At 39.0% G+C, this 26,840-nt stretch carries 20 protein-coding genes and 3 pseudogenes; 5 read left to right on the top strand and 18 right to left on the bottom strand.

Annotation, left to right across the window (positions count from 1 at the left end):
- Positions 1-26 precede the first annotated feature (26 nt).
- The 4 genes from AC6IZ0_RS00320 to AC6IZ0_RS00335 all read right to left on the bottom strand — a co-directional run bounded on the left by AC6IZ0_RS00320 (position 27) and on the right by AC6IZ0_RS00335 (position 4,905).
- Positions 27-1,034: an iron-siderophore ABC transporter substrate-binding protein gene (locus AC6IZ0_RS00320; RefSeq protein WP_497724641.1), complete on the bottom strand. Its 1,008-nt coding sequence runs from the start codon at positions 1,032-1,034 to the stop codon at positions 27-29.
- A gap of 32 nt (positions 1,035-1,066) precedes the next feature.
- Complete coding sequence (locus AC6IZ0_RS00325) at positions 1,067-2,053, bottom strand: TonB-dependent siderophore receptor (protein WP_497726116.1); 987 nt, start codon at positions 2,051-2,053, stop codon at positions 1,067-1,069.
- Positions 1,960-3,600: a TonB-dependent receptor plug domain-containing protein gene (locus tag AC6IZ0_RS00330; RefSeq protein WP_497724642.1), complete on the bottom strand. Its 1,641-nt coding sequence runs from the start codon at positions 3,598-3,600 to the stop codon at positions 1,960-1,962. Before AC6IZ0_RS00330 ends, AC6IZ0_RS00325 begins: the two co-directional genes overlap by 94 nt.
- A 261-nt stretch (positions 3,601-3,861) precedes the next feature.
- On the bottom strand, positions 3,862-4,905 hold the full coding sequence (locus AC6IZ0_RS00335) for a helix-turn-helix transcriptional regulator (RefSeq protein WP_497724643.1): 1,044 nt from the start codon (positions 4,903-4,905) through the stop codon (positions 3,862-3,864).
- A gap of 519 nt (positions 4,906-5,424) precedes the next feature.
- On the opposite strand from AC6IZ0_RS00335, the gene crtL reads away from it, so the two are divergent.
- Positions 5,425-6,711, top strand: a complete 1,287-nt coding sequence (crtL, locus tag AC6IZ0_RS00340; protein ID WP_497724645.1) for a lycopene beta cyclase — start codon at positions 5,425-5,427, stop codon at positions 6,709-6,711.
- Positions 6,712-6,768: 57 nt separating this feature from the next.
- On the opposite strand, the gene AC6IZ0_RS00345 is transcribed toward crtL, so the two are convergent.
- From AC6IZ0_RS00345 to AC6IZ0_RS00355, 3 genes are read right to left on the bottom strand one after another with little or no spacing between them, the layout of a single operon-like run.
- A complete protein-coding gene (locus AC6IZ0_RS00345) occupies positions 6,769-8,052 on the bottom strand; it encodes a BaiN/RdsA family NAD(P)/FAD-dependent oxidoreductase (RefSeq protein WP_497724646.1) in 1,284 nt (427 codons plus the stop codon).
- Positions 8,053-8,099: 47 nt separating this feature from the next.
- Positions 8,100-8,264, bottom strand: coding sequence for a rubredoxin (gene rd, locus AC6IZ0_RS00350; protein WP_271731188.1), 165 nt, complete (start codon positions 8,262-8,264; stop codon positions 8,100-8,102).
- A gap of 26 nt (positions 8,265-8,290) precedes the next feature.
- Positions 8,291-8,485: a hypothetical protein gene (locus AC6IZ0_RS00355; RefSeq protein ID WP_271731187.1), complete on the bottom strand. Its 195-nt coding sequence runs from the start codon at positions 8,483-8,485 to the stop codon at positions 8,291-8,293.
- A 418-nt stretch (positions 8,486-8,903) separates the two neighbouring features.
- Here AC6IZ0_RS00355 and AC6IZ0_RS00360 point away from each other — a divergent pair, with 418 nt between their 5' ends.
- Both AC6IZ0_RS00360 and AC6IZ0_RS00365 read left to right on the top strand, forming a co-directional pair.
- Positions 8,904-10,139, top strand: a complete 1,236-nt coding sequence (locus AC6IZ0_RS00360; RefSeq protein ID WP_497724647.1) for an RNA-guided endonuclease InsQ/TnpB family protein — start codon at positions 8,904-8,906, stop codon at positions 10,137-10,139.
- A gap of 238 nt (positions 10,140-10,377) precedes the next feature.
- Entirely contained in the window at positions 10,378-10,929 is a 552-nt protein-coding gene (locus AC6IZ0_RS00365) for an SRPBCC family protein (protein ID WP_497724648.1), read from the top strand.
- Between the two features lie 250 nt (positions 10,930-11,179).
- Here AC6IZ0_RS00365 and clpB read toward each other — a convergent pair whose 3' ends face one another.
- The 4 genes and pseudogenes from clpB to AC6IZ0_RS00385 all read right to left on the bottom strand — a co-directional run bounded on the left by clpB (position 11,180) and on the right by AC6IZ0_RS00385 (position 16,472).
- Positions 11,180-13,798, bottom strand: coding sequence for an ATP-dependent chaperone ClpB (clpB, locus tag AC6IZ0_RS00370; RefSeq protein WP_497724649.1), 2,619 nt, complete (start codon positions 13,796-13,798; stop codon positions 11,180-11,182).
- 205 nt (positions 13,799-14,003) lie between these two features.
- Positions 14,004-14,948 carry a tetratricopeptide repeat protein gene (locus tag AC6IZ0_RS00375; protein ID WP_497724651.1) on the bottom strand — a complete coding sequence of 315 codons (945 nt, stop codon included), beginning with the start codon at positions 14,946-14,948 and terminating at the stop codon, positions 14,004-14,006.
- 178 nt (positions 14,949-15,126) lie between these two features.
- A pseudogene (locus tag AC6IZ0_RS00380) lies at positions 15,127-15,210 on the bottom strand (YqaE/Pmp3 family membrane protein); the annotation flags it as partial.
- Between the two features lie 26 nt (positions 15,211-15,236).
- A complete protein-coding gene (locus AC6IZ0_RS00385; protein WP_497724652.1) occupies positions 15,237-16,472 on the bottom strand; it encodes an RNA-guided endonuclease InsQ/TnpB family protein in 1,236 nt (411 codons plus the stop codon).
- Between the two features lie 351 nt (positions 16,473-16,823).
- Between AC6IZ0_RS00385 and AC6IZ0_RS00390 the strand changes: the two genes are divergently transcribed.
- Positions 16,824-18,203: an IS4 family transposase gene (locus AC6IZ0_RS00390; RefSeq protein WP_497723110.1), complete on the top strand. Its 1,380-nt coding sequence runs from the start codon at positions 16,824-16,826 to the stop codon at positions 18,201-18,203.
- A 95-nt stretch (positions 18,204-18,298) separates the two neighbouring features.
- On the opposite strand, the gene AC6IZ0_RS00395 is transcribed toward AC6IZ0_RS00390, so the two are convergent.
- The 3 genes and pseudogenes from AC6IZ0_RS00395 to AC6IZ0_RS00405 all read right to left on the bottom strand — a co-directional run bounded on the left by AC6IZ0_RS00395 (position 18,299) and on the right by AC6IZ0_RS00405 (position 19,479).
- Positions 18,299-18,913 (bottom strand): IS607 family transposase, encoded by a 615-nt coding sequence (locus AC6IZ0_RS00395; protein WP_497724654.1) that lies wholly within the window; start codon positions 18,911-18,913, stop codon positions 18,299-18,301.
- Positions 18,914-18,990: 77 nt separating this feature from the next.
- Positions 18,991-19,065: pseudogene (locus AC6IZ0_RS00400) on the bottom strand (YqaE/Pmp3 family membrane protein); the annotation flags it as partial.
- 72 nt (positions 19,066-19,137) lie between these two features.
- A complete protein-coding gene (locus AC6IZ0_RS00405) occupies positions 19,138-19,479 on the bottom strand; it encodes a translation initiation factor (protein ID WP_200988045.1) in 342 nt (113 codons plus the stop codon).
- A 240-nt stretch (positions 19,480-19,719) separates the two neighbouring features.
- Here AC6IZ0_RS00405 and trpB point away from each other — a divergent pair.
- Positions 19,720-20,960 (top strand): annotated as a pseudogene (gene trpB, locus AC6IZ0_RS00410) (tryptophan synthase subunit beta).
- 106 nt (positions 20,961-21,066) lie between these two features.
- On the opposite strand, the gene AC6IZ0_RS00415 reads toward trpB, so the two are convergent.
- The 4 genes from AC6IZ0_RS00415 to AC6IZ0_RS00430 all read right to left on the bottom strand — a co-directional run bounded on the left by AC6IZ0_RS00415 (position 21,067) and on the right by AC6IZ0_RS00430 (position 26,741).
- Positions 21,067-22,932, bottom strand: a complete 1,866-nt coding sequence (locus AC6IZ0_RS00415; protein WP_497724655.1) for a P-loop NTPase fold protein — start codon at positions 22,930-22,932, stop codon at positions 21,067-21,069.
- Positions 22,933-22,985: 53 nt separating this feature from the next.
- On the bottom strand, positions 22,986-23,138 hold the full coding sequence (locus AC6IZ0_RS00420) for a DUF433 domain-containing protein (protein WP_271761256.1): 153 nt from the start codon (positions 23,136-23,138) through the stop codon (positions 22,986-22,988).
- A 125-nt stretch (positions 23,139-23,263) separates the two neighbouring features.
- On the bottom strand, positions 23,264-24,616 hold the full coding sequence (locus tag AC6IZ0_RS00425; protein ID WP_497724656.1) for a NurA domain-containing protein: 1,353 nt from the start codon (positions 24,614-24,616) through the stop codon (positions 23,264-23,266).
- 31 nt (positions 24,617-24,647) lie between these two features.
- Complete coding sequence (locus AC6IZ0_RS00430) at positions 24,648-26,741, bottom strand: ATP-binding protein (RefSeq protein ID WP_497724658.1); 2,094 nt, start codon at positions 26,739-26,741, stop codon at positions 24,648-24,650.
- Positions 26,742-26,840 lie beyond the last annotated feature (99 nt).

The raw sequence follows: 26,840 nt of genomic DNA on the forward strand, positions 1-26,840 counted from the left end.
CATAATCACCTGAAATTTACTGTGATTTAGGGTGTATTGACGAGATATTGAAATAAATCATCAATAATGGCGTTTGCAGCTAACATACCACTCCCAATCCAGTAACTGGGAACTACATAAACCTTATTGTTGCGTACAGCTTTTAAATTTTTCCACAGAGGATTTGCTTGTAATTCCTCTAATTTCTTTTTAGCTGTTTGATTGCCTTTAGCGTTATTTTCGTATGTCCAAATAAATATCACATCACCATCCGCTTTTTCAATTAATTCCTTACTGATAGATACTTGAATGGGATTACCAAATAATTTTTTTGCTTCCGATGCGGTGAAACTTTGGGATTTTGGGCGAGATAATCCCGCGTCTTGTAAAACTGTGCCGCAAAAAGAATCCCTGAGATAAAGGTTGATTTTATCCGGATAAACTCGTACTACAGAAACTTGAATTTTACCTAAATATTCGTCCATGTTTTCCTGAAATTTAGCCAAACGACGGTAATAATTTTCTGTTACTTCTTTAGCAGTTTCTTCCTTACCTAAAGCCACACCAATGTTATTAAATACCTGTTTCCATTGACCACTATTTTCAAATTTCAATAAAACTGTGGGTGCCATCTTGGACAAGAGAGAATATATTGATTCGAAATACTTGAACCCGATAATGAAGTCCGGTTTCATTCCCAAAATACTTTCTAAATTAGGTTCGCCCATTGTACCGATGTTATTCACTCCTGTCATCTGCTCTGTCCAATGTGAGGAAAACTCGGAAATCACACTACCAACAGGTTGAATACCTAATGCGATCGCATTTTCCAAGGAAGTATCATCTAAAGTCACAAGTCGCTCAAACTTGTCTGGAATACAGGTGATTCCCGCAGAGTGTTTAAGATCACGACAAGCTGCGTTTGTTATCTGTTCATTCACGGGTATAGAACCACCATAATGACAAGCTACAGTCAGCAATAAAGAACAAAACATTGCTATCGCCAATCCCCACCAGCGAGTTAAGCGTTTGAATTTGATATAACTTTCATTCATGATGGTTATTTATAACCTACACCTGATGTTGTTTAAAATGTCACAGAAAAACTACCAATAACCGTTAATGGTGCGCCAGGTTCTATAGCTACTCTCCCAAAATTTGCTCCGTGAAAATATTTTTCATTAAACAGATTTTGCATATTAACCCCAGACCGCCAATTATCACGTTGATAGTAGATTGCTGCGTCTGTTCTCAGATAACCAGGGATGACATAAGTATTTTCGTCGTTACCTTGGCGATCGCCTATATAAAACAAACCTAAACCAAAACCTAAACCTTGTAAATTACCGCGTTGTAATTGATAAGTTGTCCATAAACTGGCTGTATTAAATGGGATATTCGCCGGACGATTCCCAGCAGAACCATCATTAAATTCTGTGTACTTAGCATCAACATAAGAATAAGATGCAATCACATTCCAACCAGGACTAATTTCTCCCCCAACATTGAGTTCAACTCCTTGGCTGCGTTGTTTTCCTATCGGAATGCTAAAGTCTGGATTAGCTGGATCAGTTGTAGCCATATTTGATTTTATAATGTCATAAGCTGCCAAAGTAGCCGCTAATTTGCCATCCAAAAATTCACCTTTTACACCAACTTCATATTGAGTTCCCCGTTCAGGTTCTAAAATTGTTCCATCTACGCTTGTCGCAAAATTTGGTGAAAATGATTGACTGTAACTAGTATAAAGAGAAATAGGTTGAATAGGTTGATAAACAATACCCAGTCTGGGGGTGATAGCTGTATCGTATTGATTGGATTCAGAACCATCCCGTAAATCTTTACTGTTTTGATCTACAAAATCCAATCTTCCACCCACAACCAATTTTAAATTATCTGCAAAAGCTACTTGGTCTTGTACGAAAATTCCTAAACCAGTACTTCTATTCTGGTTATTACGCACAAGGTTGGTTAATTCTTCTAAACCGGGTCTGGATATGGCATTATAAACTGGATTAAATACATCAATACTTGGTGTAATTCCTCCCGGTAATCGGCTCTGAGTTCCCCTGATGTGGACCTAGCTAAGTCAACACCAAATAAGAGAGTATGATCAATTGAACCTGTGGCAAACTTACCAACTAAATCAGTTTGTAAGGTATAATTTTCTTGATAGTCATCATTGGATCTAAAGTTCCGTGTGAGAATCCCTGTTGTTTCATCTAATCTCACAGGTTCAGCACGATAATCGAAGGTATCTGCACTCTGATATCGGAAAGCATTGCGGATTTTCCAATTATCGTTAAAATTATGTTCTAAGCGATAGCTAAAACCTATTTCTTCAACTTTCCTTACATCATCTGGTTCGCCTAAAATACGCTCCACAGGAATATCAAGAATACCATTACCAAAAGCTAAAAATCCCCGATCAAATGGACGCTCATCGTTGAGATAGTCGAATTGCAACCTTAAGTTGGTTGCTTTGCCAATTTCCCATTTTAAAGTGGGTGAAATAAACAATCTTTGAATATCTTGATTAAAATCACGGAATCCTGCTGAAGATTCGTAAACAGAGTTGAGCCGATATAGCAAAGTTCTATCGGAATTTAGTGAACCAGAGATATCAAGACTAGGACGAAATGTGGAGAAATTACCTACTGACAATTCAGCATTATAATAGGGATCTTTGAGAGGTTGCTTCGTAACTAAATTAATTACACCTCCCGGTTCGACGCCACCATATAAAACTGAAGCCGGTCCTTTGAGAACTTCTAGACGCTCAACGTTTGCAGTTTCTCTAATACCATTTCGTCCATCCTTGAAACCATCAACTAAAATACCTCCACCAAAAAGACCACCGTTAAAAAATCCGCGAGTAACCAGTTGATCTACGCCCCCACCAAACCCACCATTTTGAACCACACCACCAACATTCAGCAGCGCATCTCTTAAACGAGTAACTCTTTGATCTTTGATCACTTGTTCAGGAACTACTTGAATAGTCTGAGGAATATCTCGGATTAGAGTATCAGTTCTCGTTCCAGTTGCAGCATTACGTACACGGTATCTATTTTGCTGACCTATAACTAATAATTCAATTGGTTCTTCTGGTTGGGTTTCAGAAGTAGATGCTGTGGTTATGACACTAAAAATTAAACCCTGGTCAGCATCAAATAACTCGACTTGCGGCGCAGCAGTTTCACCTGTGATGGTGACGCGAATTGTATTTGCATCTAAATTGCTAACTTTGACTTCAGTAATTCCCGCCATGGGTTTTTCGAGGCGAAATGATGTGTCACCGCTAGGTAGGTTTAACTGGGCATTAGAAATGTTAATAATAAAACTATTGCCCTCACTTTGATTTGTGAGTTGCAGTTGATCTGATTGATTGGTTTCTAAAATTACTTCTACACCTTTGTCCGTTGTTTGTAAATTAACACCTGCTACCTGAATCACAGACTGAGCCAGCCATTGCTGAATTCTACTAGAAGCTTGTTGTATATCACTTAATTGAGAAATTTTACCTTTTGGTTTTTCGTGGCCTTCAGCTAAAACAGGTGGGTTAACCAATAGCAAAGCTAAAATGACCATCCAAGCTAGTTTATTTAACTGATTTGACATTACTCGACTCACAACAGTAATAAATAGGCATGAGGAATTGGGAAGAGTTAACAGTAACCGCTAACTACTCTCAATACCTTATCAACTGAATTTCGGTAATTTATAATTACTATCAAGAAGTCTACAGGAAATTAATCGGATGTGGATAAATGTTGTGAACGCTAGCCGGAATTTTTTGAACGCTAGACGGAATTTTTGCTTTTTAAGTGATTTAATCAGGTGAGAATTGTATTTATATCAAAATTTTTAATTTTCCTGTAATTACCCTATCAATTCATTAATTTCCAGAGATGAACGTGAATTAGCTAATAAAAATTCTTTAGGGTTGATACCAAATTTTTTCCTAAAAGCAGTAGCGAAGTAGCTACGACTAGCAAAACCAACGCTACGCGCAGCTTTAGAAATACTTGTTTCTCCTGCTACTAACAATTTTCTGGCTTGTTCTAGTCGGTAATGATGTAAATAGCCAAAGACAGTTGTACCAAATACCAACCGAAAGCCACGTTTAAGGGTACAGTCATTTAACCCCACTTGTCGGGATAATTCGATTAAAGAGGGGGGATTATCTAAATTTTTTAATAAAATGTCTTTAGCAGAGTGAATGCGTTCTACATCTTCTGGTTTGATTGTAAAGCTGTTATGTTTAGCTGGATGTGCTGCTACGTCTTGTTCTACCAACAATACCATCAATTCTAAAACTTTACTCTCTAAATACATTCTTTTCATTAGTCCGTGATAGGGGCAATTTAAAATTTGCTCTATTCCTACTTGCATTGCTGGAGTTGTAATACTAGAACGAGAATAATATGTTTCATCAGTTTTTCTGACTAAATGAGTTAATTCTGGTGGGAGTATGTCCTGTTCTCTTGCTATGAATAGGCAAAATATTTCCGGTTCAATATGTACATTAATCTCAATTTGGTTTTGTGATTTAAATGATGAAAATTTTTCTTTAGGCGCAAGCCCGCTACCCCATAATGTGTTTTTTCCGTCGTGAACAGAACAATGGTGATTTTGGCGATGACTGGAAATATAAAAACTGTATTCTAAAGGATGTTGTCTATCTGGAAGATGCAAAATTATATCATCATATAATTGAGTTTCTGTAATTGCTAAGGACAAACCTTCCCGCAATTCTATTTCTCCATAAAATCCTGTACCTAGTTCTGAAGGGAATTGCAAAATACTATCAAACATTTCCCACTGTTCACCGAGGATAGTAGATAGTCCGTCGCACTTTCTTTGTGCTTCTGGTATTTCTACAAATAAATCCCAAAAAGCTTGTTGTGAAATTGTAATTGTCATAATATATGAGGGATAAGTTTTCAGTTTTTATCTATTCTTGACTATGATGTTGGGGAAAAATTCTCATCCCCAAGCACAATTAATAGATGCATCGTCAATTTGAGTAGTACTTATGATTAAAAACAGCCTAAATACAGCAATTAGCATCTTATTGAGAAATAATAGCACTAATTGGATTAGAATAATATATTCTTATACTGGTTAAATGTAATTTAATATACAGAATTTCTGTTAAATCATGCTATCTGCACGGGTTACTTCGTATCAGGGTGGGGATAGGGAGCGGGGTACGAGGATTGTATCTTTACATAGTCTTCAATTCACCCACAAATTAGAACCAGAATGTTTTGACCCACTCTGCTTGTGATTTCCGGGTCATCCTCTGGGGTAATGATGAGGCTATATAAATAAATAACAGTATCTAGACTTCCACACCATAGGGGTGAGGGACACAAGAGTCAAACTGGAACTAAGCAATCCCCTAAAATGCAGTGTAGTAGTGCATTTTAGGGTATAGGTATGAGCTTGGTATTTGATGCTTTAGTGATTGGTTCTGGACCGGGAGGATTGGCGATCGCCGCCGCCCTATGTAATCAAGGTCTGAGGGTTGCAGGTTTAGCAACCACACCCCCCCCAGTAGAGTGGTCAAACACATACGGTATCTGGTGCAATGAGTTAGAACCAATGAAGATGACCCATCTTCTCAGCCATCGTTGGCAAAACTGTGTCACCTACACCCTTGATCAAAAAATATCCCTTCAGCGTGAGTACGGTTTATTTGATAATGTCAAGCTGCAGTCACACTTCTTAAAACAGTGCGAGCAGGGTAAAATGTTATGGCATCAGGGTACTGCTACCAGCATTGAGCATTTACCAACTCATTCGTGCGTCACTACGACCCAAGGAGCAAAGGTAGCCGCCAGAGTGGTTATTGATGTCAGTGGTCACAAACCCGCGCTGTTAAAAAGACCCCAAAGCAATCGCATTGCCTATCAAGCAGCTTACGGCATCGTCGGCACTTTTTCCTCACCACCCATTGATGCCCAACAGTTTGTTTTAATGGACTACCGCAGCGATCATCTATCACCGGCGCAAAGACAAGAAGAACCCCCCACATTTCTCTACGCCATGGATTTAGGAGGCGGTGTATTTTTTGTAGAAGAAACCTCCCTAGCAAACAGTCCCGCAGTTTCCTTTGAGGTATTGAAAAAGCGGTTGTATCAACGTTTAGCCTTTCGAGGTGTGCAGGTAAATCACATCCATCACATTGAATACTGTTTGTTCCCGATGAATTTACCCTTACCGTTGATCAATCAATCCGTCATGGGCTTTGGTGGCGCAGCTAGCATGGTACATCCCGCATCTGGTTATATGGTAGGGGCTTTGATTCGACGAGCCCCCGGGGTAGCAGCAGCGATCGCCCAGGCTTTGAATCATCCGAATGGGTCTCCTGGGGAGATTGCAGCCACAGGATGGCAAACCCTATGGTCAACCGAGGAAATCCGTAAACACGCCTTGTACCGGTTCGGTTTAGAAAACTTAATGCGGTTTGACGAGGGGACGCTACAAGCTTTCTTTGCTTCATTTTTCCAGTTATCCTTACCCCAGTGGAGCGGTTTTTTAGCAAATACCCTGTCTATTCCAGAAATGCTGCAAACCATGCTCAATCTGTTTGGTCGAACTACTAATGAGGTGCGCTGGAATTTAATCCGCTCTGCTTGGAGCGATCGCGCTTTGTTGTGGGAAGTTTGGCATCCTCAAGTCAATGTTGACCCAGAAAACAAACCCGATAGCAGGAGTAAATAAGTTAGGTATAAATCCTGTTGAGTGGCGTTTCATCCCCTCGCTCAAGCGTAGGGGTTCTCACGCTCCCACTATGTTTTGATAGCCACCGTCAGTTAGTTCACTTCCCATGGACTTACCAGCTAAATATCCTGTTGTCCAAGCACTTTGGAAGTTAAACCCGCCCGTGATTCCATCAATATCTAGAATTTCTCCGGCAAAATAAAGACCGGGAATTAACTTACTCTCCATAGTCTTAAAATTAACTTCCTTGAGATTAACACCACCACAGGTAACAAATTCCTCTTTAAACACTCCTTTACCTGTAATTAAATACTCTCCCTGGGTCAGTTCTTGAATTAGCTGATTTAATTTTTTATTGGATAGTTCAATCCAACGGTCTTCTGTCGTTATCCCGACCCGGTCAATAAGATATTGCCAGAGGCGGTGCGGTAGGTCAACCCCACGATGTAAGACCATGGCTTTTTGTCCCCATTGTGTCTTAACTGCTAAGATTTTTTGCTGCACTTGTTCTTGATTGAAATCCGGTAGCCAATTCACCAATAATTTAGCTTGATACCGGTTTTCGTGCAAAAATCGGGCACCCCAAGCCGAAAGTTTCAGCACAGCAGGGCCACTCATACCCCAGTGGGTGATTAATAATGGCCCAGTTTGTTCTAGTGGTGGTTTTCCTGTCCCAGATAAACGTAATTGTACGGGGTTCACACTCACCCCAGCCAATAACCTCAGTTTGGGTTCGGGAATATTAAAGGTAAATAAAGAAGGTACAGGGGGTTCAATGTTATGACCCAACTCCCTAGCAATTTTATAACCCATAGGGTTACTTCCTGTTGCCAAAAGCAGGCGATCGCATTTTTGGCTCAGTCCAGACTTGAGGATAATTTCAAACCCTGGTGCTTGGGGAAGTTTTTTGACATCAACTACTGGTGTACCGATGCGTAATTGTACCCCAACTGACGCAGCAGTTTTAATCAAACATTCCACAATTGTTTCAGAATTATCTGTGATGGGAAACATCCGCCCATCAGCTTCTGTTTTTAACCGCACACCGTGGTTTTCAAACCAAGCTACTGTATCTTCAGCTTGAAAGCGGCTAAAAGCACCCCGTAAAGCCTTACCACCTCTGGGGTAATTTTGTACTAATCTGGCTGGTTCAAAGCAAGCATGGGTGACATTACAGCGTCCTCCACCAGAAATCAACACTTTCGCCAGTGGTTGACGACTAGCTTCGATTAAGGTAACTTGGGCATCAGGATTCATTTGAGCACAAGCGATCGCACCAAAAAATCCTGCCGCTCCACCTCCAATCACTACAATATTTAAAGTTGGTCTTTGAATATTCAAGGCTAAAAACTTCTATAATATATACATCTAGGAACCAGCGGTTATTGTTACAGTTCTAGCGGTTCAAAAAAATCTTTTGTGACTCCACACACAGGACAAACCCAGTCCTCAGCCAATTCCTCAAAGGGCGTTCCGGGAGCTACACCGCTATCAGGATCGCCGATTTCTGGGTCATATTCGTAGCCACACACCGTACATACATACTTTGCCATAGTTTTTACTCTGTCATATATTGAGACTACAACCGCCACCAGGTTTTTTGTACATAGCTAATCATCCCTATGGTAATCGCCCCTAGTAACAACAGTCCAATGACACCACCGGGAATAAATGTCAGCATACCAAAACCTCTAACTACCCACATGGCTAGTGCTATACCCAGAAGAATCCCGAAAATTTGGGTTAATGTCCGATTTAAGGAAGATTGATTCACCCAGTTTCCCTCTCAAATCCAGTTGATCACAATATAGTCTACAATAATTTAATGAATTTATAGTCATTTATGTATATTTGTAGTATAATATTATTATGAATGTACGATCATTAAATGAATGAAACTATCTGATTATGCAAAAAAGGTAGGGATAAGTTATAGAACTGCGTAGCGTTGGTACAAATCCGGCGTAATCACAGGTTATCAACAACCTACAGGAACCATAATTATTAATCTACCTGAAACTAACCAAAACCCTAACAAAGTTGTAGCTATCTACTGCCGTGTTTCTGATAATGGTTCAAAAGACAACTTAGAAAGACAAGCTGAAAGGTTAACCCAATATGCTTTAGTGCAAGGATGTATGGGTTAAGAAGAGCAAAGAGAAAGACAGAACGTATCACTCAGGAGTTACAAAATGAATCTGATTGAGCGTCATGTTATTAAACCAAGTCACCCAGCATACAAAGAAATAGATGAACTTTGCTTTAAATCGAAGAACCTATACAATGCTGTTAACTTCATAGTTAGACAGGAATACATCCATAACAACAAGCATATTAATTATGCGGGAGCCTATCACCTAATCAAAGAATCTGTTGATTATAAAGCTTTGCCAGCAAAGGTAAGTTGTCAAATCATTAAATTAGTTGATAGATGCTGGCTTTCATATTTTGCAGCTATTAGTTCTTTTACGACCAACCCTGATAAGTTCAAAGGTCGGCCTAGACTACCTGGATATAAACATAAAACAAAAGGTCGTTGTGTGGTCATTTACCCGGCACAGGGTATTAGCAAAAAAGGGTTAAAAAAAGGGTTATTACAACCTTCAGGTACAAATATATCTATTTCAACTGCTATTCAAAATAAAGTTAAAGAACTTAGATTAGTACCTAGAAGTGGATTCCATGTTGTAGAGGCTGTTTATGAAAAGAATGAAGTAGTCACAGTTAGGAATCAATATATTGCAGCTATCGATTTGGGGCTTAATAACCTGGCCACCATAGCTTCAAACAAAAAAGGCTTTCAGCCGTTGATTATTAATGGTCGCCCATTAAAGTCAACCAATCAATTCTTTAATAAACAAAAAGCCCAACTCCAATCGAAGCTTCAAACTAAAGACCCCAATAGATACACCTCCAACAAAATATCCAATCTTCTCACCAAAAGAGATAGTAAAGTTGATACCTATCTACACCAAGCTAGTAGAACCATTATTAATTACCTTCGACAAAATCAGATTGATACTTTGGTGATTGGTAACAACAAACAGTGGAAGCAAGATATTAATATTGGTAAGCGTAACAATCAAAATTTTGTTCAGATACCGCACTATAAATTTATCCAGCAGTTGGTTTATAAAGCTAACTTAGCTGGCGTTAAAGTTATTATCAACGAAGAAAGTTATACCTCTAAGGCTAGTTTTCTTGACCTTGATAATATCCCGGAGTACCAAAAAGGGGCAGAACGTGTATTTAGTGGTAGAAGAGTAGCTCGTGGGTTGTATAAAGCTTCTAATGGAAGGTTAATAAACGCTGATTTAAATGGGGCGTACAATATATTAAGAAAAGCAGTCCTGAACGCTTTTGCAGACGGGATAGAGGGGTTAGGAGTAACTCCAATCAGGTTTACCCCTGGTAAAGTGACTTTGTAGATTTGTCTATAATTTCACAAACTCTACTTGACATCCCATGTATTTTACTTATAGTTTTGATAAAAAGTGATAAGAAGTACGTTTTTTGCGGATATATTCAGTATGATTTCGGTTAAAAGATTGGTTGAGGCAGCAAAACAGTCGAACTAGAATTTAATTGGTTCGACTAGATACTATGGAATGGTTTGTGTGTTTCATCACTCACAGGTAGAGAAGTTGAGGAGTAACTGAAATTAGTATGTCTGCATCTCATATCTCCAACTCGATGATTACAGGTTTGAATATCCCTTGGACTCAAGACAAGCAATTGTCACTGATGCAGGGTGAAATTTTCTTGCAAACCTTACCCCATACAGCTTGGGGTGGTGCGGTTACAGCTTGGATGTATTTACCACTACTGCGATCGCATGTATGGCAGCAATTAACTGATTACCGTCGTTGGGTGGAATATTTTCCTGATATTATCAAAAGTCAAGTTTTGTCACAAGATGAAGTGAAGCGACTGTATCAATCTGCACAAAAGAAATTTTTATTTCTCACAGCCGAAGTAGAAATTTATCTTCATGTCGTAGAACTGCTAGGGGAACAAATTCAATTCCGCATGGAAAGAGGGAGTTTTGCCGACTTCACCGCCACTTTAGATCTAAAAGATTTGAGTCATGGCACTTTGTTAGCATACCGAGTACAAGCTACCCCTAATATTCCCATCCCCTCTGTTTTGATTCAACAAGCCATGAATTTTGAGTTACCGGCAAATATGCGTAATATGCGACAAGTTTTATGTCAGTAGGCATAACTACAAAGGTGAAATTCTGGTAATGCGGGCACTTTTCCCGCTATTACTATAGCATTTCCCATGCTCGTGAGGTACATTTTTTTTAGTTTGAGGGAACAGGGAACAGGGAACAGGGAACAGGGAATAGGGAATAGGGAATTGGTGTGTACTTCATGAGCCTGAAAAAGGCTCTATACCTGACCCAGATAGAATTTAGCGTTAAATAGGGGACTTAGGCCTTGTCCCCTACTGATGCTTATTTTTCTTAACTGGTAAACACTTCTACAGGTAAACGACTGAAGGAAAGACGCTCATTTTGTACATCCACAAAAATAGTGTCGCCGTCGTTGAATTCACCCCGTAAGATAGCCTTAGCAATTTGAGTTTCTAACTCTCTTTGAATGGCTCGCTTGAGTGGGCGCGCACCATATACAGGATCATACCCTACTTCTGCCAAAAAGTCAAGGGCTGCATCGGAGAGTCTCAGGGATATCTTGCGATCGCTTAATCTTTCCCTTAATCTTTCTAGTTGTATTAGCACAATCTGGCGCAGTTCCTTTTTCTCCAAACCGTGGAAGATAATCATTTCATCAATACGATTGAGGAACTCTGGGCGGAAACTATTGCGCATAGCTTCCATAACTCGGCGGCGCATTTCATCATACTGTGTAGCCTCCCCAGCCACATCGAGAATATACTGTGAACCGATATTACTGGTCATGATAATAATCGCATTCTTAAAGTCCACAGTATGACCTTGGGAATCGGTGACACGACCATCATCGAGGATTTGCAGGAAAATATTAAATACGTCCGGGTGTGCTTTTTCGATTTCGTCGAACAAAATCACAGCATAGGGACGACGGCGAATAGCTTCGGTTAACTGTCCCCCCTCTTCATAACCCACATATCCAGGAGGCGCACCAATTAACCGGGAAACCGTGTGTTTCTCCATATATTCAGACATATCAATGCGCACTAAAGCCTCTTGTGTGTCGAACATATAGGCCGCCAGGGCTTTGGCTAACTCAGTTTTACCGACACCAGTCGGACCGAGGAAAATAAAGCTAGCTGTGGGACGATTGGGGTCAGCTAGTCCCGCGCGGGATCTTTGGATAGCATCGGATACAGCTGTAACCGCTTCAGCTTGTCCCACGACGCGGCGGTGTAGTTCATCTTCTAAATGCAGAAGTTTTTCCTTTTCTGATTCTACTAACTTGCTGATGGGGATTCCTGTCCACTTAGAAATAATTTCCGCAATGTCAGCTTCTGTGACTTCTTCACGCAATAGGGATTTACCAGTTTTTTGGGCGTTGGCTAATTCCCCTTCTGCGGCTTCTAATTGGCGATGTAAATCTGTTAACTTCCCATATTTCAACTCTGCAGCACGATTCAGGTCATAATTTCTCTCTGCTTGCTGTACTTCTAAATTAACTCGGTCAATTTCTTCTTTAATTGACTGAATTTTGTTGATAATATCTTTTTCCGATTGCCATTGAGCAGTCAGGGTTCTTTGTTCTTCTTTGAGATCCGCTAGTTCTTTTTCAATTCTTTCTAAACGTTCTCGAGAAGCTGCATCTGTTTCTTTTTGCAAAGACAGCTTCTCCATTTCCAATTGCAAAATCTTACGGTCGATTTCGTCTAGTTCCTCTGGTTTAGAGGTAATTTCCATTTTTAACCGCGCCGCAGCTTCGTCTACCAAGTCAATGGCTTTATCTGGGAGGAAGCGATCGCTAATGTACCGACTAGACAATGTAGCGGCTGCAACTAAAGAACTGTCGGATATTTTTACCCCGTGGTGGACTTCATAGCGCTCTTTCAACCCCCGCAATATAGAAATTGTATCTTCTACACTGGGCTGATCTACATATACTTGCTGGAAGCGTCGTTCTAAAGCCGCGTCTTTTTCAATATATTTACGATATTCATCTAAGGTGGTCGCCCCAATACAACGCAATTCACCCCTGGCCAACATGGGTTTTAACAAGTTCCCCGCATCCATAGCGCCTTGGGTAGCACCAGCACCGACGACGGTATGAATTTCATCAATAAATAAGACTATATTACCGCCGGATTCTGTAACTTCTTTTAATACTGCTTTGAGTCGTTCTTCAAATTCCCCCCGGAATTTAGCCCCGGCGATTAAAGCACCCATATCTAAGGCGATTAATTTCCGGTCTTTCAGGGACTGGGGGACATCACCAGCAATAATTCTTTGGGCGAGTCCTTCAGCGATGGCGGTTTTACCAACACCTGGTTCACCAATCAGCACGGGATTATTTTTAGTACGTCGCGATAGAATCTGCACGGTGCGGCGAATTTCATCATCCCGGCCAATAACTGGGTCTAGTTGACCTTTACGTGCTGCTTCTGTCAGATCACGTCCGTATTTTTCCAGTGATTGATATTTTCCTTCTGGATTTTGGTCGGTCACTTTTTGACTCCCACGAATTTGCTTAATAATTTTTTTGAGTTTACCTTCGTCTAAACCAAATTCTTGGCATAAAGCTTTACCAAAGCGGTCATCTTTGGCGTAAGCCAGTAATAAATGTTCAATAGAAATATATTCGTCTTGGAAATCTTGACGATATTTATCTGCTCTATCTAATAGTGTATCTAAACTGCGACCCAGAAATACAGATGTACTGCTACCAGATACTTTTGGTTGGCGTTGGAGAAATTGGTCAGTGCGATCGCGGATTCTTTGCAAATCAACACCCGCTTTAGTTAATATGCTGCTAGCTAAACCATCTTGTTCTAGCAAGGCTTTCATCAGGTGTTCGCTTTCGAGCTGCTGTTGCTGATGTTGTTTAGCAATATCTGGGGTATGGGCGATCGCTTCCCAAGCTTTTTCGGTAAATTGGTTAGGATTAGTGGGTTGCATAGGCTTTTGCAATAATAAAGAACCGCCAAGGATAAATACCTTCAGGCTGCACCGACTGAAAATTTCTATTGTTAATCCATATTGTAAGCAGCACCCCTGATCAGCGAGATCGGTGTTCACGTCTTCTGTGAGTGGTATTTCCCTTCCCCTGCTCCTGAATTTACAAATCTTCTTAGGAAGAACCGAGTATAACCTACATGAGATTTCAAAGGGACTGAATATCCCTAATCAACTCTAAGGTCAGTTGATAGGGTTCTTGTTGTCCCTCTTGCTCAAACAGATTTGCAGCTTGCTGAAGGTCAGCTACTGCACCTTGCTTATTTCCCAAACCAAGACGGGAAATTCCTCGCGCCAGGTAGGCTTTAGCGTAGCTAGGGTTAATTTTGATAGCTTGATTCAAATCAGCGATCGCTTGTCCATAGTCTTCTAATTGAGCACGTGCAAATCCCCGGAGGTAGTAAGTGTCCTCATCGTTAGGATTAATCTTGATAGCTTGGGTATAATCAGATATTGCCCCTTTATAGTCTTCTAATCTACTACGGGCAATCCCTCGATTATAGTAAATATCCGCATCGTTAGGATTAATCTTGATAGCTTGGGTATAATCAGATATTGCCCCTTTATAGTCTTCTAAACTACTACGGGCAATCCCTCGATTATAGTAGATATCAGCATTGTTAGGATTAATCTTGATAGCTTGGGTATAATCGGCTATTGCCCCTTGATAGTCTTCTAAGCCACTACGGGCAAATCCTCGGAGATAGTAGGTATCAGCATCGTTAGGATTAATCTTGATAGCTTGATTAAAATCAGCGATCGCCCCTTGATAGTCTTCTAATAGACCACGAGCAATTCCTCGCATGACGTAGGCTTGAAAAAACTCAGGATCAATCTTGATCACCTCGGAAAAATCAGCGATCGCTCCTTGGTATTCTCGTTGTTCCAGCTTCTCTATACCTTCAAAAAAATAATTACGCGTTTGTAACTGCTTTCCCTGTTTCCACTTCCCAGAGTTGGTTACAGCACATTGGCTTGTATTGCACACTGCACCCACTACCTGGGGCTGTGCTAAGATTATCGATATCCCTAATACTGTGCTTGGTATTATTCTCAGTAACTTGGGTTGGGTATTGTTGATTTTAACTACCATCTGTCAGTGCCAATTATTAATTGTGTATATCATAACAGCACATGGAATTACCTACTTCCAAGAAACACATAAAAAAAAGAGAGTGACAACAAAAAGCGATCGCGTTCTGTAAACAATCACATCCTGAATTTTTACCCCAATAGGGAGGATCGGCTCACAAACCCATCCCCCCAAACCTTTATTTCCTAGCAATTACCCAGACTGCGTGGACGATTCCAGGAATATAACCCAAACAGGTCAACAAGATATTAATCCAAAAATCTAGAGTTTGTGAAATTATAGACAAATCTACAAAGTCACTTTACCAGGGGTAAACCTGATTGGAGTTACTCCTAACCCCTCTATCCCGTCTGCAAAAGCGTTCAGGACTGCTTTTCTTAATATGTTGTACGCCCCATTTAAATCAGCGTTTATTAACCTTCCATTAGAAGCTTTATACAACCCACGAGCTACTCTTCTACCACTAAATACACGTTCTGCCCCTTTTTGGTACTCCGGGATATTATCAAGGTCAAGAAAACTAGCCTTAGAGGTATAACTTTCTTCGTTGATAATAACTTTAACGCCAGCTAAGTTAGCTTTATAAACCAACTGCTGGATAAATTTATAGTGCGGTATCTGAACAAAATTTTGATTGTTACGCTTACCAATATTAATATCTTGCTTCCACTGTTTGTTGTTACCAATCACCAAAGTATCAATCTGATTTTGTCGAAGGTAATTAATAATGGTTCTACTAGCTTGGTGTAGATAGGTATCAACTTTACTATCTCTTTTGGTGAGAAGATTGGATATTTTGTTGGAGGTGTATCTATTGGGGTCTTTAGTTTGAAGCTTCGATTGGAGTTGGGCTTTTTGTTTATTAAAGAATTGATTGGTTGACTTTAATGGGCGACCATTAATAATCAACGGCTGAAAGCCTTTTTTGTTTGAAGCTATGGTGGCCAGGTTATTAAGCCCCAAATCGATAGCTGCAATATATTGATTCCTAACTGTGACTACTTCATTCTTTTCATAAACAGCCTCTACTACATAGAATCCACTTCTAGGTACTAATCTAAGTTCTTTAACTTTACTTTGAATAGCAGTTGAAATAGATATATTTGTACCTGAAGGTTGTAATAACCCTTTTTTTAACCCTTTTTTGCTAATACCCTGTGCCGGGTAAATGACCACACAACGACCTTTTGTTTTATGTTTATATCCAGGTACTCTAGGCCGACCTTTGAACTTATCAGGGTTGGTCGTAAAAGAACTAATAGCTGCAAAATATGAAAGCCAGCATCTATCAACTAATTTAATGATTTGACAACTTACCTTTGCTGGCAAAGCTTTATAATCAACAGATTCTTTGATTAGGTGATAGGCTCCCGCATAATTAATATGCTTGTTGTTATGAATGTATTCCTGTCTAACTATGAAGTTAACAGCATTGTATAGGTTCTTCGATTTAAAGCAAAGTTCATCTATTTCTTTGTATGCTGGGTGACTTGGTTTAATAACATGACGCTCAATCAGCTTCATTTTGTAACTCCTGAGTGATACGTTCTGTTTTTGTCTTTGCTCTTCTTAACCCATACATCCTTGCACTAAACGAGTATATTATCGATACTATATCTTGCATTAGTTCATCTCTACCTTCAGTAGCTTGATTAACAATTTCCAACTCTTTACCTAGTTTATTAAGAAGAATCTTTAGAGGATGTTTTAAAAGGTATGATTAGTGTATCAACTATTGTTTGACCCCACCCTAACCCTCCCCTTGTAAGGCTATGCATTACCCACATTTTTCTTAACAATTAAACAAAAGACTTAACATCACAGTGAAAGCCTTGATGGCTATAGTTTTGAAAGAGGAGAGTGGGTAATGGCATCATGGAAAAGTGGGCAGCGAAAGAATTGGCACAGGTAAACTTAGGGGATGCACGTCGAAACAAGCGGTTAATCAGGATAGTAGAAGATTTAGCAGCACAACCAGATAGTAGTGTACCACTTGCTTGTGGAAATATAGCAGCAACAAAGGCGGCATATAATTTTTGGAAATCACCACATTTTCAAGCAAGTGATATTCGTGCTGTCCACACATCCAGCACCATAGAAAGAATCAAAAAACATGAGATAGTATTGGCAATACAAGATACAACAAACATAGATTTGACATCGCACCCAGCCACAAAAGGAGTAGGTTATCTTGACCACAGAAAATCATCAGGATTAAAAGTACATTCAACACTTGCAGCCACAAGTAATGGAGTACCGTTAGGAATTATTGAGCAGCAAGTATGGGCAAGAGAACAAGAGAATTTAGGTATTGCTAAAAAACGTCGTCAACGAGAGACAAAAGAAAAAGAAAGTCAACGTTGGTTGGATGGGTTGCAGACTACACAAAATTTGATTCCCTCAGAAATTGAAGTAATAACAATATGTGACTCAGAAGCGGATATATTTGACCTTTTTAGCCAGCAACGTCGAGAAAAATCACACTTACTAATTCGTGGGACTCATAATCGTAAAGTAGACCATTGTGGCAAATATCTACATCTTGCCATTCGTCAAATCGAAGCATCTGGAACAGTGACTGTAGAAGTCAAACGGTCTCCAGAACATAGTTCCAGACAGGCGAGACTGACAATTAGGTTCACGAGTTTTGATATTCAAGTACCATTACACCATATTGGACGTTTACAGCTAAAACCTGTCAGGTTACAAGTAATTTTGGCAGAAGAGGAAAATCCACCTCCAGGAACAAATCCCATTAGTTGGTTATTAATTACTAGCTTAGAAATTAACAGTCTAGAAGATGCTGCGTGTTGTGTTCAATGGTACACTTACCGTTGGTTGATAGAACGTTATCATTACACATTAAAAAGTGGCTGTGGCATCGAGAAATTACAACTGGAAACTGCTGACCGAATTCACATGGCACTAGCCACTTATACTATTGTCGCTTGGCGATTGTTATGGCTTACTTATCAAGCACGAGTTCATCCTGATTTACCTTGTGATGTTGTTTTGGAAAACAGTGAATGGCAGTCCTTATGTGCCACTATCAACAAAAATCCTATTCCTCCAGACCAGCCACCTTCTTTGCATGATGCTGTGCGAATGATTGCCACTCTTGGTGGTTTTTTGGGTCGCAAAGGTGATGGTGAACCGGGTGTGAAAACCATTTGGCGTGGGCTACGACGCTTACACGATATTGCTGCTACTTGGCAATTACTTCACTCCGATTCCCCATCTCATCTTGATATTTAGCGATCGCCTATGGCGGAGGGGTAGCCCCTCGCCCCTGTATTCAAAAACTCAATCACCTGTTGGGTTTTCTCAATGTCCATACTTATTCTTTTTTGTCAATCCTCCCCACTATGCACATCTCTACAACCTTTATTGTGTTTGCCTTCCAGCAATGTTAAGAAAGATGTGGGTAATGGATAGCCTTGTAAGGGGAGGGGATTGGATTTGATTGTTTCGGTTCCCCATTCCCCATTCCCCATTCCCCATTCCCTGTTCCCTGTTCCCTGTTCCCTGTTCCCTAAGATAAAAATTACCTGTTTAATACTTTCCAAACATCCTCTTAAATAGTTCAAACCAAACCTTCCTACTCTATCAGGGTGTTGGGCCAGAAGAATATTATACTTATCGTCTTTTAGAAGCTTTGACAACTGTTTGCGGTTGTCATTTAACCCACTGCCGATTTCTTTAACAACTTTATATATTGTGTACCCCCTAGCTGTAGCATATTGGGTTAACCTTTCAGCTTGTCTTTCTAAGTTGTCTTTTGAACCATTATCAGAAACACGGCAGTAGATAGCTACAACTTTGTTAGGGTTTTGGTTGGTTTCAGGTAGATTAATAATTATGGTTCCTGTAGGTTGTTGATAACCTGTGATTACGCCGGATTTGTACCAACGCCACGCAGTTCTATAACTTATCCCTACCTTTTTTGCATAATCAGATAGTTTCATTCATTTAATGATCGTACATTCATAATTATATTATACTACAAATGTACATAAATGACTATAAATTCATTAAATTATTGTAGACCAAACCCCACCTGTAAAAACACTCCCAGAGGCGGAAGAAAAATAGCACACAAAATCCGAATTAAATCCATAATAACCTCCTGAGCAGATTAGAAGCACCTGCTTTGTAATTTAAACACTATGTACAAAATAAAGCACACCCATCAGCCGCCGCTAATTTTGGCTTTGTAACCTAATGTAGTCATAATCTCCAAAATCTTCTGTTTATGGTCGCCCTGAATTTCAATTTCATTATCCTTGACAGTCCCACCTGTACCGCATTGAGTTTTCAACTGCTTAACTAAACCAGCTAAAACTTCGGGTTTGGTTTGAAAACCAGTAATCACTGTCACAGTTTTCCCCTTGCGTCCCTTGCGGGAAGCCTGTATCTTCAGGTTTTGTTGCTGGGGTGGTAATTCCGGAATCGCCCTTTGTGTAGCAGCAGAGTGATCATCACCAAATTCACGGTAGACAAAGCGATTGTCAGAAGATTTAGAAGAGGACATAAATTTTGTGATTCAGAAAAAAAATCTCATCTGGCTAATATACAGTAGCGCAGTTACCTTTTCTGACTCTGGCTACCCTATCACTATGGTAACTTTCGCCAAGGAATGAAAGCTAACCGCACAACTGCATTTTTCTAGTTTCCTCCCAGCAGTAGGTAAAAGATTCCGAGGATCTAGACGACTGAGAATTGGGAAATCGTTTTAAAATAATTACATTCATCCTGTGATCTAAAATTTTCCGTGACTACCACACCCCTCTCTCCAAATTCCCAATTTAATGCTCAGGTTCCCGATATCCAAGGACGCTTTGGACGCTTTGGCGGTAAGTACGTCCCGGAAACACTGATGCCGGCCTTAGCTGAATTAGAATTAGCTTATCAGCAATACCGCCATCACCCCAGTTTTCAAGAGGAATTACAACATTTATTAAAAGACTATGTGGGACGCGCTACACCGTTGTATTTTGCGGAACGCCTCACGGCTCATTATGCCCGCCCAGATGGTACAGGTCCACAAATTTACTTAAAACGTGAAGATTTAAATCACACCGGCGCTCATAAAATTAATAATGCTCTGGGTCAAGTATTGTTAGCCAAGCGCATGGGTAAGCAAAGAATTATTGCGGAAACCGGCGCAGGACAGCATGGGGTAGCTACAGCTACAGTTTGCGCTCGGTTTGGCCTGGAATGTGTGATTTACATGGGCGTTCATGATATGGAACGCCAAGCGTTGAATGTGTTTAGAATGCGCTTGATGGGGCCCAAGTGCGTCCGGTGGAAGCGGGAACGGGAACCCTCAAGGATGCGACTTCTGAGGCGATCCGCGATTGGGTGACCAATGTGGAAACAACCCATTATATTTTGGGTTCCGTAGCTGGACCCCATCCTTACCCGATGATGGTCCGGGATTTTCACGCTGTGATTGGTCAAGAAACCCGCGCCCAAGCTGTGGAAAAGTGGGGGGGTTTACCGGAGATTCTCATTGCTTGTGTAGGTGGTGGTTCCAACGCTATGGGATTATTTCACGAGTTTGTCAATGAGCCTTCTATTCGCTTAATTGGCGTAGAAGCCGCCGGCGAAGGTGTGAATACACAAAAACACGCTGCTACCTTGACAAAAGGACACATTGGTGTATTGCACGGGGCAATGAGCTATCTGTTGCAAGATGAAGAGGGACAAATTATTGAGGCCCACTCTATTAGTGCAGGTTTAGATTATCCGGGGGTGGGACCTGAACATAGTTATTTGAAGGATATGGGACGAGCGGAATATTACAGCGTCACCGATGGGGAGGCTTTGGCAGCTTTCCAGCGTCTATCTCGCTTGGAGGGCATTATACCCGCTTTGGAAACCGCCCATGCGATCGCCTATTTAGAAACCCTCTGTCCTCAACTGAGTGGTAGTCCGCGCATTGTCCTTAATTGTTCTGGACGTGGTGATAAGGATGTGCAAACTGTCGCCAAGTTTTTAATGCCAGAATAACCCTGATATCTGACATTATTCTTCATCACCAAAATCTTACCAAAGTCTTGTGGGGTAAACTCTTTTGGGGTTGGCATCTTGCCCGCCCCTGTTATGTAAATTAAAATTAATTTGCATTATTAGTATTAGAAGGAATATCTATATCTATGCTGTAAAGAAACTTAGCTCTGATTTTATTTAGTTTAGTCTTTTGAGCTAATAAGCGAATAGCTTGTTCTAAGTTTTGAGATGCAGGTTGATATGGGGATTTGAGAAACCATCGAACCATCTCAGGTAAATCAGGATGACCTCTTTCAAGCCATTGAGAATATTCATCAATAGTACATTTATTTAAAAATTCTTTATTTAAGTGTTTTTCAATGTCTAATCTTATCCCAGATGATATTGAACCGAAATCAAGATTCATTAATTTTTTTAAAGCTGTAGTGATATCTAATCTTTGATGATATTCACTTATTTGATCGTCTAGAGATGCTTCCAAATCAGGGTATTTATGCAGTCTATCTCTCAATTCCTTGAAATTATTATAAAAACTGGGTTCTAAAATTTCTGTTAAAATTTTTTCTAATAGAGGCTTTTCATAAGTAGAAATATCAAATCCCAAAATTGATGTAAATTTTTCAATTGCTTCAAATTGCGAAAGACTCAAGTCAAGATGATGCTGTTGCAAGAAACTAACAATTCCATCAAGAATATGTTTTTCGTTATCTGCAAATGAGTTATAATATTGCTCGTGATAGTATTGTTTTTGAAATTCATGCAAGTTTCTAATCATTTGATTTCTTATTTCTCTTTGATTGAGAATATGACCTTTTTTGGTAAATTCCAACTTAAGAGCGTTAGATAATGAAGTGTCAACTAACTTACTTATCAATTCATCTATGTATTCTAGAGGTGTATAACCAATATCTTGTATTTCTAGGGCAAAAGCTAATCTCTTGACGCTACTTTCATTATTTTCACCATGATATTTGTCATCATATTTTTGAGCGTTGGAAAATGATAGTATAGTATCAATACAGTTTGAATCTAGACTATTAATAGAGAAAAGTTGACAAAAATTAGTATCATTTTTAGCTAAATTAATAACAATGCTATTTTTGATAACTTGATGAAGCAAACTAGGCTCCCACTCCTCATCCATTAAAGGGATAAGCTCATCAATAAGCCATTTAGTTTTGCGTATAACCCTAAGATTATTCGTCCTAGCCTTATGCAATACTTCTTTAATTAGTTTTACATGAGTATGATTTTTAAAGATTAAATCTAAATTTTCTTCTACTGTAGGTTCAAGTTGAAATTCTCTATCAATTACTTTTTCTCGATAATCCTTTAAAACTTTTTCATTATCTCGATTTTGTAAGAGATAACTCTCATTATAAATTAGAATAATTTTACATTCTAATTCTTGAACTAGATACTCAACAAACCCAAGTATTTCTTCTAGTGGAAGATTAGATTTTCTTTCAAGATCATCAATGCATATAATTGAATTTTTAACATTTATATTAAAAAGTATGTTAAGTGCTAAGTCACCGGCCACAGCCATTAATGGGCCTGCTATTGGTATGGATAATTTTCCTGGCAATGCTAAGTCTAGTTTGGGAGTTTTTTCTAATTTTACAGAAATACGACTGAACCATTCAAAAAGACAATTTATATATTTTTCTGTCCAGTGGTTATTAGATTTTATTTGACTTTTGTAACTAGCTAATATTCTCGCCTTCAACTGTTCTATTGAAGAAATTCCAAAAACAGATCCATAACAGTAATATTTTCGTTGATGTTTTAATAAAAAATTTTGTACTAAATAGGTTTTTCCAACACCCCATTCTCCCTTGACAGCTAAAACTTTATAATCTTTATTATCTAAAAATCGCGTAAGAATACTTTCTGCGTCTTCTCGATTAACTCCATAACTTGCTTTGTGTGTGCTGTCATTCATAAACTCTTTTAAACCGCGAATAACCAAATAAATATCTAGAATAATAATAACTTAATTTTATTATTTTAGATATTTTGATGTCATCGCAGTGCTAAAACTTCTTCTTCCCTGGTAAGTTTTTCTGCATAAGTAATAGCTGCTTTCACATCTTTTAGAGTTGGTTGTGGAGAATCTTGCACTATTTCTTCAAAGGTTAGTGCATCAGCAAGGTTATTCAGAATGACTGATATCATGATCGTGTGTTTTCGATACATGGTTTACCCTGACACACCTTTGGTGAGATGCTGATGCGTTCTTGCCAGTATTAATAATTTTGAGCATTTGTAATCAGAGTTTATTGTAGTCGATCGCTTGTGCCTTATCTAGTTCTATCAGCAGCAAACTTTTGAAGAATACGCTGACTTGGGTGAGCAGATAGACTGACCAATTTATTCACAAGAGCTACAGGGAAGAGTGCTGAATCGTACATATCACAATGCAGTGCCTCCACATTCGCCAATATGATTTGTAAATTTGGTAAATCATTTTCAGTAGGAATTTTTTTGAGTTGCTTTACTGGTAATGAAACAACGTGCATTTGCCCACCACGAGTTTTAAAAATAACTTTATGTCCATAATTGCTACTAGAAGCATATGGTTTTGTAGGATCTCCATCTCCTGGCAGGATATACGGATAAATATATTTATCTGTCAGAATCAATGCTTGTCCAGGATTCAAACTTTTTTGGATTTCTTGAGCATGATCCACAAAAGCGCCACTTTTTTCTAACCCAGCCAAGAGAATATTCTGTTTAGTAAAAAGCCAGTTGATCAAATCAAGCATTGGTTTATGCAAACCAGCCGTTTGACCAAAAAAGCCTGTTGAACCGTCTTTGATAAAAAGAATTTTTCTAAGTATGTCTGGTTGAGTATAGAATAATTGACGAATGAGATGAATAATAATCATATGCTCGATCACATTGACCAGATAACCTAATATTCCAGATGCACCCGTCTCCTCATCAATCACTTCATGCAGCCTAAAAATATCTGTTAGATGAATTCTACCTCCTGTTTCCGGGCAAGGGAAAGTATAATTTATATCCATATTCTGCTCTAACAGAGTAACTGGTTTACCATTAGGGCTGAGAGGATTGGTTGCTAAAGTCCAACACTTTTCCTGTTCAGTTTTTTGTCGTCCTTTGTAACGTCGAAAAACAAACCAAGCTAAAGTATCAATTAGGCTTTTATCTTCGTCTAATGTATTTTTAGTAAAGAATCCAAAAATAGTTTTGAGAACGCTACCTTGAAGGGTATTTTCATCTCTAAGACGTATGTTTTTAGTTGGCAATGCTAGTTTAAGTCTGCTAATATTCTTAAGCTTTGCCATGTCTTCTGGTGCAATAAATGCACTTGAATTAATCTTATCTAAATCTTCCTGTTTAAAAAACAATGCACCAAACTGTAAAAAATGAACAGTCCTGGAAGGAAAATCTTTATCTAGAATAGCTTCAGTATACCCGCCATCTACAGCGATAATAGCCTCAACAGGATTTTTAGATGGCGGTGCAAAATCAACAGTGAAGCTGTCTAAACGAATATCTTCTGAACGAGGAGGCTTATAAATACGCTGCATTAATGCTTGTACTTCTGAATCATTAATGAGGTGATGATGGGATGCTTTACTTGCAGCTTCAAAGGGACGGCGTTTATTTCTACTGGTATAACCCATAGCTTCTTACAGATTAGGTTGTTAATTATTCTTAAGTGGGAAATCTGTCAATTTGGACAGGAATAACAAATGGATTACTGTAGGTTTTCATACGTACAAAGCCTTTGTCTGTATCCTGGCTAAACCGAATTAAACTTTCAGTAAAGTCGCTGAAATCATAATACTTACGTAATTCTTTAATTTCATCTTCATTATTAAGGTGCGAGATAAACCAATTTTGTGTTGCTTTTAGAATATTGCTACTAATTGAGCTAACTTCTTGAGTTGCATAAATTAGACCAAGATTGAGCTTTGCTCCTTCTTTGGCTAAACGGTTATAAATCTGAGATAAATCTTTATCATCTTTTTTTGGGAATAAATTGTGTGCTTCTTCAAAATAAAATTGGATAAAGTTATTAGGAAGTGTACTTGTGAAACGTACAATCGCATTATTAAAAATTGTTCTGCATATTCTTTCACTGAATAGAGATTGAATGTTAGGATCTCCCAAAGAGAGGTCAACAATAACAATTTTACCTGACATCAAATTGTTTAAAATATCCTGCTCAAATGGATCTTGAACTGTGCTTGTATGCTGTTCTTTTATACTAGATAAAATCGTGTAACCAGCACAAAGTAAGGATGATTGTCCAGGTTCTCTACGCCGACTCAGGATTACTAAAAGTGCCTTAAGATCATCATCAGCCCACTCTTTTTGTTCTACTCGCTCATCTTCGTCATTAGAATTTGAGCTTGACTGTGAACTCTTATTCTGCTTTTTTCCGAGTGTAGGTGTATACACCTTCCAGAAGTTATCCCACCAATCAACCGCTTCATTCACTGAAAGATCTAAAATTCCTCTACGTTGGTCTACTTTTTTGGGTTCTATTGTGACACCTGAAACTTGATTAACCGCATCACGAACTTCCTTATTAGTGCTAAATCTTATCCTTAGATTACTAGGCGCTTGAAAGCCAGCACGATATAGGCAGCAACGATATACTGCAATGCGCCGCTCATAACGCTGAACTTCAGAACTAAATCTATCTGTTTCGTAATTTTCAGGTGGAGCTAATTGAACGCTCTTGAAGTTATTAGCAAATCTAGTAGTGTCGTTAGCAATTCTTGGATAAGCTCGAATTAATTCAAAACCTGTCTGAACGTCTTCATAGAAATTAACTTTCATCTCTCGAAAGTCTTCTTTTGGAACAGTCGAATATCGGATAGTTTTTTCTCTGTATAAATCAAAAATTGCAGTACCCTGATCTTGTAAATTAGAATTGGCATATTCACCGTTGATATCAAAAATGATTTGACCAATTGGATATTTTGGGTTATTACCTTCTGTAAACGGCTTCAAAATTTCATCTGGATTCTCTGGGTTTTGATCCAGTTGAAATGGTGCATTATCACTCATTTCAACGCAAGCTTGAATTATTTTTTTAACCGTGTTGGATTTACCTGTTCTGGTCATACCAAATAAAGCGGTTCTTTTTCCAGCAAAGTCAGGAGCTTGAACATAGACGGGTACATCAGGTTCAGTCTGTTGAAAGCGCCGGCTAGAACTGTAACGAACTTTCCCAATTTTAATATCCCCCATTCCTCCTGGATTACCATTCTCTCGATAATTGACAATAGCCTTTAAAATGTCTAGGGATGGCTTGATTACTGAATAATTATGTGCGCTGTAAAAATTTTCGACATCTGCACCGAAACGACTCTTATCTGTATTATCAACATAAAAAGAACCAAGTACAGAGCATTCTAATCCACTGAATGAAAATTCATAGCGTGTGAATGTATCTAACTGCGACCGTTGATTAGTGCCTGTACGTATATTGTCTTTGTAGTATTCGACCATACTACTAATAACTTCCTGATCCGTAGGTAGTTTTGTGGGTTGGATAACGCGGAGTAAAATTGCTTCAATATTTGCTGAATCATCTAGTTCATTGTCATAGTAAGCTAAGAGGAAACATCCCTGCGGAATACCATTAGCTCTTTGTTTCCAATCATCAGCGACCAAGATTTCTGCCTTGCTATAACTTAAACGGAAGGGACGACCAACAAAAAAACCAGTATCCCATTCGCCATCACTTTTGCGTTTAAAAAAATCAATTTGTGTAAGTTGTCTACTGATACTCATACAAAAAAATTTTACAGTAACTGTAGTATTATATCTTATACAATACCCTAAATATATTGAGTATAAATATTTAAATTACTTAATTTTCTCTACAAAAAA

It is taken from the genome of Anabaenopsis sp. NIES-4685 (genome assembly GCF_059725405.1).

What these genes read in the sequence shown, in the direction of transcription:
- AC6IZ0_RS00395 (WP_497724654.1), bottom strand. Translation starts at nt 18,913, where the DNA reads ATGAAACTATCTGATTATGCAAAAAAGGTAGGGATAAGTTATAGAACT.
- AC6IZ0_RS00430 (WP_497724658.1), bottom strand. Translation starts at nt 26,741, where the DNA reads ATGAGTATCAGTAGACAACTTACACAAATTGATTTTTTTAAACGCAAA.
- AC6IZ0_RS00420 (WP_271761256.1), bottom strand. Translation starts at nt 23,138, where the DNA reads ATGATATCAGTCATTCTGAATAACCTTGCTGATGCACTAACCTTTGAA.
- AC6IZ0_RS00385 (WP_497724652.1), bottom strand. Translation starts at nt 16,472, where the DNA reads ATGAAGCTGATTGAGCGTCATGTTATTAAACCAAGTCACCCAGCATAC.
- AC6IZ0_RS00405 (WP_200988045.1), bottom strand. Translation starts at nt 19,479, where the DNA reads ATGTCCTCTTCTAAATCTTCTGACAATCGCTTTGTCTACCGTGAATTT.
- AC6IZ0_RS00365 (WP_497724648.1), top strand. Translation starts at nt 10,378, where the DNA reads ATGTCTGCATCTCATATCTCCAACTCGATGATTACAGGTTTGAATATC.
- crtL (WP_497724645.1), top strand. Translation starts at nt 5,425, where the DNA reads ATGAGCTTGGTATTTGATGCTTTAGTGATTGGTTCTGGACCGGGAGGA.
- AC6IZ0_RS00330 (WP_497724642.1), bottom strand. Translation starts at nt 3,600, where the DNA reads ATGTCAAATCAGTTAAATAAACTAGCTTGGATGGTCATTTTAGCTTTG.
- rd (WP_271731188.1), bottom strand. Translation starts at nt 8,264, where the DNA reads ATGGCAAAGTATGTATGTACGGTGTGTGGCTACGAATATGACCCAGAA.
- AC6IZ0_RS00425 (WP_497724656.1), bottom strand. Translation starts at nt 24,616, where the DNA reads ATGGGTTATACCAGTAGAAATAAACGCCGTCCCTTTGAAGCTGCAAGT.
- AC6IZ0_RS00320 (WP_497724641.1), bottom strand. Translation starts at nt 1,034, where the DNA reads ATGAATGAAAGTTATATCAAATTCAAACGCTTAACTCGCTGGTGGGGA.
- AC6IZ0_RS00390 (WP_497723110.1), top strand. Translation starts at nt 16,824, where the DNA reads ATGGAAAAGTGGGCAGCGAAAGAATTGGCACAGGTAAACTTAGGGGAT.
- AC6IZ0_RS00360 (WP_497724647.1), top strand. Translation starts at nt 8,904, where the DNA reads ATGAATCTGATTGAGCGTCATGTTATTAAACCAAGTCACCCAGCATAC.
- AC6IZ0_RS00335 (WP_497724643.1), bottom strand. Translation starts at nt 4,905, where the DNA reads ATGACAATTACAATTTCACAACAAGCTTTTTGGGATTTATTTGTAGAA.
- clpB (WP_497724649.1), bottom strand. Translation starts at nt 13,798, where the DNA reads ATGCAACCCACTAATCCTAACCAATTTACCGAAAAAGCTTGGGAAGCG.
- AC6IZ0_RS00375 (WP_497724651.1), bottom strand. Translation starts at nt 14,948, where the DNA reads ATGGTAGTTAAAATCAACAATACCCAACCCAAGTTACTGAGAATAATA.